General features: G+C 71.9%; 7 protein-coding genes. 4 read left to right on the top strand and 3 right to left on the bottom strand.

Going from position 1 to position 6,992, the window contains the following annotated elements; all coding sequences use genetic code 11:
* Nucleotides 1-668 precede the first annotated feature (668 nt).
* From DEJ03_RS16850 to DEJ03_RS16840, 3 genes are read right to left on the bottom strand one after another with little or no spacing between them, the layout of a single operon-like run.
* Nucleotides 669-911, bottom strand: coding sequence for a MoaD/ThiS family protein (locus DEJ03_RS16850; protein ID WP_110865526.1), 243 nt, complete (start codon nt 909-911; stop codon nt 669-671).
* A gap of 3 nt (nt 912-914) precedes the next feature.
* Nucleotides 915-1,967 carry a GTP 3',8-cyclase MoaA gene (gene moaA, locus DEJ03_RS16845; RefSeq protein WP_110865525.1) on the bottom strand — a complete coding sequence of 351 codons (1,053 nt, stop codon included), beginning with the start codon at nt 1,965-1,967 and terminating at the stop codon, nt 915-917.
* Between the two features lie 5 nt (nt 1,968-1,972).
* Complete coding sequence (locus DEJ03_RS16840) at nt 1,973-3,412, bottom strand: glycosyltransferase 87 family protein (protein WP_110865524.1); 1,440 nt, start codon at nt 3,410-3,412, stop codon at nt 1,973-1,975.
* An 87-nt stretch (nt 3,413-3,499) separates the two neighbouring features.
* Between DEJ03_RS16840 and DEJ03_RS16835 the strand changes: the two genes are divergently transcribed.
* The 4 genes from DEJ03_RS16835 to pheA all read left to right on the top strand — a co-directional run bounded on the left by DEJ03_RS16835 (nt 3,500) and on the right by pheA (nt 6,974).
* Nucleotides 3,500-4,882, top strand: coding sequence for a molybdopterin-dependent oxidoreductase (locus tag DEJ03_RS16835; protein WP_110865523.1), 1,383 nt, complete (start codon nt 3,500-3,502; stop codon nt 4,880-4,882).
* Entirely contained in the window at nt 4,879-5,358 is a 480-nt protein-coding gene (locus DEJ03_RS16830; protein WP_110865522.1) for a hypothetical protein, read from the top strand. The genes DEJ03_RS16835 and DEJ03_RS16830 overlap by 4 nt, the downstream gene beginning before the upstream one ends.
* A 28-nt stretch (nt 5,359-5,386) precedes the next feature.
* Nucleotides 5,387-5,932: a MarR family winged helix-turn-helix transcriptional regulator gene (locus DEJ03_RS16825; protein WP_017888293.1), complete on the top strand. Its 546-nt coding sequence runs from the start codon at nt 5,387-5,389 to the stop codon at nt 5,930-5,932.
* An 85-nt stretch (nt 5,933-6,017) separates the two neighbouring features.
* Nucleotides 6,018-6,974 carry a prephenate dehydratase gene (gene pheA / locus DEJ03_RS16820; protein ID WP_110865521.1) on the top strand — a complete coding sequence of 319 codons (957 nt, stop codon included), beginning with the start codon at nt 6,018-6,020 and terminating at the stop codon, nt 6,972-6,974.
* Nucleotides 6,975-6,992 lie beyond the last annotated feature (18 nt).

Genomic DNA, 6,992 nt, shown 5'->3' with positions numbered 1-6,992 from the left:
GGGCGGGGCGGGGTCGGGCGGGCTGGCTGCGCCGGGTCGTTCCGGGCGTACCTTGTCGAGTCGGGCGTACCTGGTCGGAAGTTCGCACCAGGTATGCCCGAAAGCACCAGCTATCGCGGACGTTCTGGGAAGGAACGGGCGCGGGGTGCGCGGGTACGGGGTCGAGTCGGGCGTACCGGGTCGTTCCGGGCGTACCTGGTCGAGTCGGGCGTACCTGGTCGGAAGTTCGCACCAGGTATGCCCGAAAGCACCAGGTATCGCGGACGTTCTGGGAAGGAACGGGCGCGGGGTGCGCGGGCGCGGGGTCGAATCGGGCGTACTGGGCCGTTCCGGGTGTACCTGGTCGAATCGGGCGTACCTGGTCGGATGTTCGCACCAGGTGCCCGGATGCACCAGGTATCGCGGGTGTTCTGGGAAGGAACGGGCACGGGGTGCGCGGGCGCGGGCGCGGGCGCGGGCGCGGGGCGCGCGGGCGCGGGGTCGAGTCTGGCGTGCCTGGTCGTTCGGGGCGTACCTGGTCGTTGCGGGCGTACCTGGTCGGATCGGGCGTACCTGGTCGGAAGTTCCGACACGGTATGCCCGGGAACGCCAGGTATCGCGGGCGTTCTGGGAAGGAACGGGCGTACCGCTCAGCCGCCGAACTCAGCCGCCGAACTCAGCCGCCGAACTCAGCCGCCGGCGAAGGGCGGCATGACGTCGACGACCTCGACCCCGTCGAGCGAGGTCGCCCGGTCGCGCGTGGTCACGCCGTCGACCAGGTACGAGCAGCGCTCCTGCAGCGCACCCCAGCGCGCAGGGTCCGCCACGACGTCGATCGCGCCGAGGGCGGCCTCGATGGTGGGGCCCGACGTGGTCAGCGAGTCGACACCCACGGCAGCGCGGGCAGCGGCGAAGAACCGGATCGTGGTCATGCCTCAGCCGCCGATCGCACTCATGCCGCGCGTCGGGTGCACGAGTTCGTCGCTGTCGTCACCGTGGTCGCGCGGCTTCGCCCACATCGCGAGCCGCCAGAGCTCGGCGACCTCGTCGTCGTCCGCCCCGGAGCGCATCGGCCCGAGCACGTCGGTCTCCTCGTCGGAGAACAGGCAGCTGCGCACGTGCCCGTCGGCGGTCAGCCGCGTGCGGGTGCAGTCGGCGCAGAACGACTCGGTGATGCTCGCGATGATCCCGACGGTGCCGAGCGGCTCCCCGGTGACGGCGTCGTGCACGCGGTACCGCTCCGCCGGGGCGCCGTCGCGCGGGGCGTCGTCCGGCGTGAGCACGAACGACGTCGCCAGCAGCGCGCGGGTCTCGGCGGCGGTGATCATCTCGGTGCGGTCCCAGGCGTGGTCGGGGTCGAGGGGCATCTGCTCGATGAACCGCAGCTCGTAGCCACGCTCCAGGCACCAGCGGAGGAGTTCCGGGGCGGCCTCGTCGTTGATGCCGCGCAGCAGCACCGCGTTCACCTTGATGTCGAGTCCGGCGTCGTGCGCGGCCGACAGCCCGGCGATCACCTTGTCGAGGAACGGCCTGCGGGTCACGGTGGTGAAGACGTCGGGGTCGACGGTGTCGAGCGAGACGTTCACGCGCCGCAGCCCGGCGTCGTACAGGCCCTGTGCGCGGTGGGCGAGGCCGATCGCGTTCGTGGTGAGCGACAGCTCCGGGGCGTCGGGCAGCGCGGCGCACCGGGCGATCACGTCGACCAGGTCGTGCCGGAGCATCGGCTCCCCGCCGGTGAACCGGACCTTGCGGACGCCGAACCGCGACGACCCGATCCGGACCAGCCGCTCGATCTCGGTCGCCGTCATCAGGGCCTCGTCGGGGGCGAACGGCAGCCCGGCCGCGGGCATGCAGTACGTGCAGCGGAGGTTGCAGCGTTCGGTCAGCGACACCCGCAGGTCGACGGCGCGACGCCCGAAGCGGTCGACGAGCCCGGCGGGAGCCGGGTCCACGGAGCCGGTCGTGCCGAGCAGGATCGCGGGTGCCATGGTCGTCAGCGTACGTGTTCCACGCGCCGGAACGACAGCCGCTCCCACCACCGTCGCCACTCCGAGCGCTCCGTGCGCAGGAGCGTGACGACCACGATGACCACTACGGCCGCGACCAACCACCACCGGTAGGCGTCCGCTGACGGCCACACCCCGCGCAGCGCGATGGCGAGGCCGATCGACAGCCACTCCCACCGCCCGGACAGCACCACGAACGGGATGAGGAGCAGCGCGTACCAGGGGTAGCGCGGCGTCACGGCGAGGAACGTCACGCCGATCATCAGGACCTCGCCCGACCACGGCCGCGCCGGGTCGGACAACCGCCACGCCACGAACGCCGCGAGCAGCACCAGGAGCCCGACTACCAGGGTCGCCGCGTCGCCCTTGACCACGAGCGACACCAGCGCGAACCGGGAGCCGTCCTCGTAGCCCTCCTCGTTCAGGTAGCCGGGCAGGTACCCGAGCACGTCGAGCCCGGTCGTCAGCACGTAGGGCACGTAGAGCAGCCCGAACACGGCGATGCCGATGGGGATCGCCCACCAGGCCCGACCGCGGCCGAGCAACGGCGGGTACACGATCGCCGGGATGAGCTTGGTCGCGGTCGCAGCCCCGAGCGCAATGCCGCCCCAGATCGGCCGGCCGAACGCCACGAGCACGACACCGGCCGTGGCGAGGGCGGCGCCGACGACGTCGACGTGCGAGTTGGTGACCGCCTCGGAGGCGACGAGCGGCGACCAGGCCCAGAGCGCCGCCCACCAGGTCGGACGGCCGATCCGGCGGAGCACCAGGACGAGCCCGACGGTCACACCGAGCGACACGAGCAGCCCGGCGACCTGGAACGGCAGGTACTGCGCGGTCGCCGGCACGAAGAACCGCACCGCGGCGAACCACAGCTGCGCCATCGGCGGGTAGATCGTCGTGACGTCCGGCCGGTTGATCGCGGTGCAGTGTCCGTCGGCGCCGTCGCCGAGTCCGCGGAACCGGGGCTTCAACGGATCGCACGTGCCGTCCACCTTGTCGGGGAACAACCAGTCGGGTCGGAGACCGGACAGTGCCGCGGACTGGGGGGTGTGCGCGTACGGTGAGACACCGGCATGCTGGACGATGCCGTCCCACGCGTACCGAGCGGAGTCGGTGCTCGTGTTGGGCGGGCCGACCAGCGCCGCGATGCCGATCACCACCGCTCCGCCGATGACCATGGTGGTCATCCACCGGACGGGCACGAAACGCACCGCGAGCACGGCGATCACGAAGACGGTCCAAGCGATCAGCGTCCACGCAACGAATGCAGAACGATGGCCCGATCGGAGGAACCCCAGATGCGTGACGCCGACGGCGATGACGCCCGACAGGGCGAGTACTCCCACGACGGCCAGCACCGTGCCGATCCGGGCGGCGGTGCCGTCGGCCAGGGACGGTCGGAGGGCACGCAGTCGGTCGCTCATGGTCCGTCGAGGCTATCCGGCCTCCAGCGCCTGCTGCACGACGGACGAGCAGCTCTGGCGTCCCCCAACCGCAACGCCCGCTCGGCGGTGGTGCTCGGGCGCCTGCTCGGCATCGCGTTCCTGGTCTGCTTCGGCACCGGGATCTACAGCCACCTGCTGCAGGAACCGCTCGGCTGGATGCGGTTCCCGACCCGTCCGACGCAGCTGTACCAGTTCACGCAGGGCCTGCACATCACGACCGGGATCGCGATCATCCCGCTGCTGCTCGCCAAGCTCAACACCGTCATGCCCGCCCTGGTGCAGGTGCCGCCGGTGCGCGGCGTGCTGCACCTGCTCGAGCGGCTGTCGATCGCGGTGCTCGTGTCCGCGTCGATCATCCAGGTCGTCACCGGCCTGCTCAACACGTACCAGTGGTACCCGTGGCCGTTCCCGTTCCGCCAGGTGCACAACGCCCTGGCCTACGTGATCATCGGCTCGCTGGCCATCCACATCGCCGCCAAGCTGCCGGTCATCGCCCGCTACTGGCGGAAGCGCGACTCCTACGACGCGCACGGCCGGTTCATCGCGGACCCCGCGTCCGGCAGTGAGCTGCTCCCACCCGGCCGGGAGGCTCGTGGTGCGTCCGCACCGCGCGCTGCGGACTCGGGGACCGCCGGGTCCACCGCCCCCGGCCTGCTGGGCCGCGTGTTCCGCTGGATCGACGGCGTCGACGCCGCCCCCGGCGGCGCCGAGTCCCGTCCCACCGGACCGGACACGGCCCCGGAGACCCGCGAGGTGTCCGAGGAGCCGAGTCCCGCCCAGCCCACGGCCGACGCGGCGGAGGCGAGCCGGGCCTCCAGGCCGACGCCGGAAGCCGCCACCGGACGACGCCAGCGCATCGCCCGACGCGGGTTCTTCGCCGGCGTGACGGCGGCGACCGTGGGAGTCGTCGCGCTCACGGCGGGGCAGTCCTCGAAGCTCGCGGAACCGTTCAACGTGTTCGGCGCCCGCGGCCGCGGCATCGGCGCGAACGGGCTGCCGGTGAACCGGACCGCGCGTGCGGCCGGCGTGCTCGCCACCGCCACCGCCGCCGACTGGACGCTCACCGTCGTCGGGCACGACGTGAGCCGGACGTTCGTCCGGGCGGAACTCGTCGCACTCGGCACCGCGCAGGTCGACCTGCCGATCTCGTGCGTCGAGGGGTGGAGCCAGATGGCGACCTGGAAGGGCGTGCGGATGCGCGACCTGCTCGACGCCGTGCAGGCGCCACAGGGGTCGCACGTTCGCGTGACGAGCCTGGAGCGGCACGGTGGCTACCGGATCATGGACATGGGACCGGAGTACGCCGAGGACCCGACGACGCTCATCGCCCTCGAGCTGAACGGTGCGACGCTCGACCTGGACCACGGGTTCCCGGCGCGGATCATCGCTCCCGGGCGGCCCGGTGTGCTGCAGACCAAGTGGATCGAGAAGATCGAGGTGCTCCGGTGAAGGCCGCGCGGATCGTGCTCGTGGTGATCGGTGTGCTGGTCATCGCCTTCGGGGCGTCCGTGCTCGTGACGTCCGTCAAGCCGAACCGCATCGGCGGGCTCGGGGTGTGGCTGCTCGCGGCGGTGGTGCTGCACGACGCGATCCTGTCGCCGTTCGTGGTCGGCGCCGGGCTGCTGCTGCGGCGGGCCGGACGCTCGCTGCGGGCCTGGGTGCTCGTCGTCGTGCAGGCGGCGATCGTGCTCGGCAGCGTGCTCGCCCTGGTGGTGCTGCCGGAGATCGCGGCCAAGGACCACGGGCAGAAGAACCCCACCGTGCTGCCGTTCGACTACGGCACGCGGCTGCTGCTCGTCGAGGGGGCGCTGCTCGTCGTCGTGGTGGTCGTGCTCGTCATCGGGGTGGTGCGGTCGCGTCGCGCTGGCGGGCCGTCTGGTTCGGCGGGTTCGTCCGGTTCGTCCGCGGTGCGCACCACTGGTTAAAGAGACAACCTTTCGGTATGATCAGGTCATGACCGACGAGACCCCGTGGCTCACCCGCGAGCAGCTGCGCGCGTGGATGAAGCTCGTCGCGGTCATGGAACTCCTGCCGGCCGCGCTCGACCAGCAGCTGCAGCGTGACGCCGACCTGACGCACTTCGACTACATGGTCATCGCGATGCTCTCCGAGACCGACACCCGGACCCTGCGGATGTCGGCGCTCGCCTCGGCCACGAACGCCTCGTTGCCGCGGCTGTCGCACGTGGTGTCCCGGCTCGAGAAGCGCGGGCTCGTGACCCGGTGCCCGTCGACCTCCGACCGCCGGGCCACCGACGTCCGCCTGACCGACGCCGGGTACGCCACGATCGTCGACGCTGCCCCGGACCACGTCCGCACCGCCCGCCGGGTGGTCATCGACGCGCTCTCCGACGAGCAGGTCGCGCAGCTCGACGGCATCGCGGCGTCGCTCCTGACGCGGCTCGACCCCGAGGGGCGTTTCGCAGCGCTGACCTACCCGCGCGAGGACGACGACACCGCGATCTGCGAGCAGCGGCTGACGGGCGCGGCGACGGACTGAGGCCTACTCCATATGGAGCAATGGTGCCTCCACATGGGCGCATCTTGCGACCATATGGAGGCAGTCCCTGCAATAGGCTCGCCGCATGACCGACCCCGCCGCGCCGTCCGACACGTACTCCTACCTCGGACCCGCCGGCACCTTCACCGAGGCGGCCCTGAAACTCGTCGAGGCCGCCGTCGGCAAGCCCTGGCGGAGCGTCAACAACGTCGGTGAGGCCCTGGACGACGTCATGTCCGGCCGCTCGATCGGGGCCGTCATCGCGATCGAGAACAGCGTCGACGGCGGGGTCAGCGCCACGCAGGACGCCCTGGCCCGGATCCCCGGCGTGCGGATCGTGGGGGAGTACCTGGTCCCCGTCGACTTCGTGCTCGTCGCCCGACCCGGCACGACGCTGGCCGACGTCCACACCGTGAACGCGCACCCGGTCGCCTACGCCCAGACCCACAACTGGCTCGAGGCGAACCTGCCCGGCCACGGCCACATCCCGGCGTCGTCGAACGTCGCCGCGGCGCTCGCCCTGCTCGAGGCGGACCCCACGGCCGACGCCGCCGTCGCGCCGCCCGGCATCACCGACCACCACGACGTCGTCGTGCTCGCGTCGTCCATCGGCGACAACGCCTCGGCGGTCACCCGGTTCGTGCTCGTGTCGAAGACCCTCGCGCTGCCCGAACCGACCGGCGCCGACAAGACCAGCGTCATCGTCGAGCTGCCCGCCGACCACCCCGGCGCCCTGGTCGACATGCTCGAGCAGTTCGCGACCCGGGGCATCAACATGGGGCTGCTGTCGTCACGGCCGATCGGTGACGAGCTCGGCCGCTACCGGTTCGTCATCGACCTCGACGGGCACGTGCGCGACGAGCGGGTGGCGGACGCTCTGCTCGGCCTGCGCCGGTTCAGCCCGCGCGTGACGTTCCTCGGGTCGTACCCGCGCGCCGACGGTGCCCGCCCCGAGGTGCCTGCTCGCTACTCGGACGCCGCGTTCGTCGAGGCGCGGGACTGGCTGCGCGCGATCGTGTCAGGCGAGCCCGGGGCGCGGTAGCGGCGGAACAGCCCCGGG

Origin of the sequence: Curtobacterium sp. MCLR17_043 (assembly GCF_003224215.1) — a bacterium.
Taxonomy (GTDB): Bacteria; Actinomycetota; Actinomycetes; order Actinomycetales; family Microbacteriaceae; genus Curtobacterium; species Curtobacterium flaccumfaciens.
Note: the sequence above shows the minus strand (reverse complement) of the source record. Positions and strands in the feature narration are given on the sequence as shown.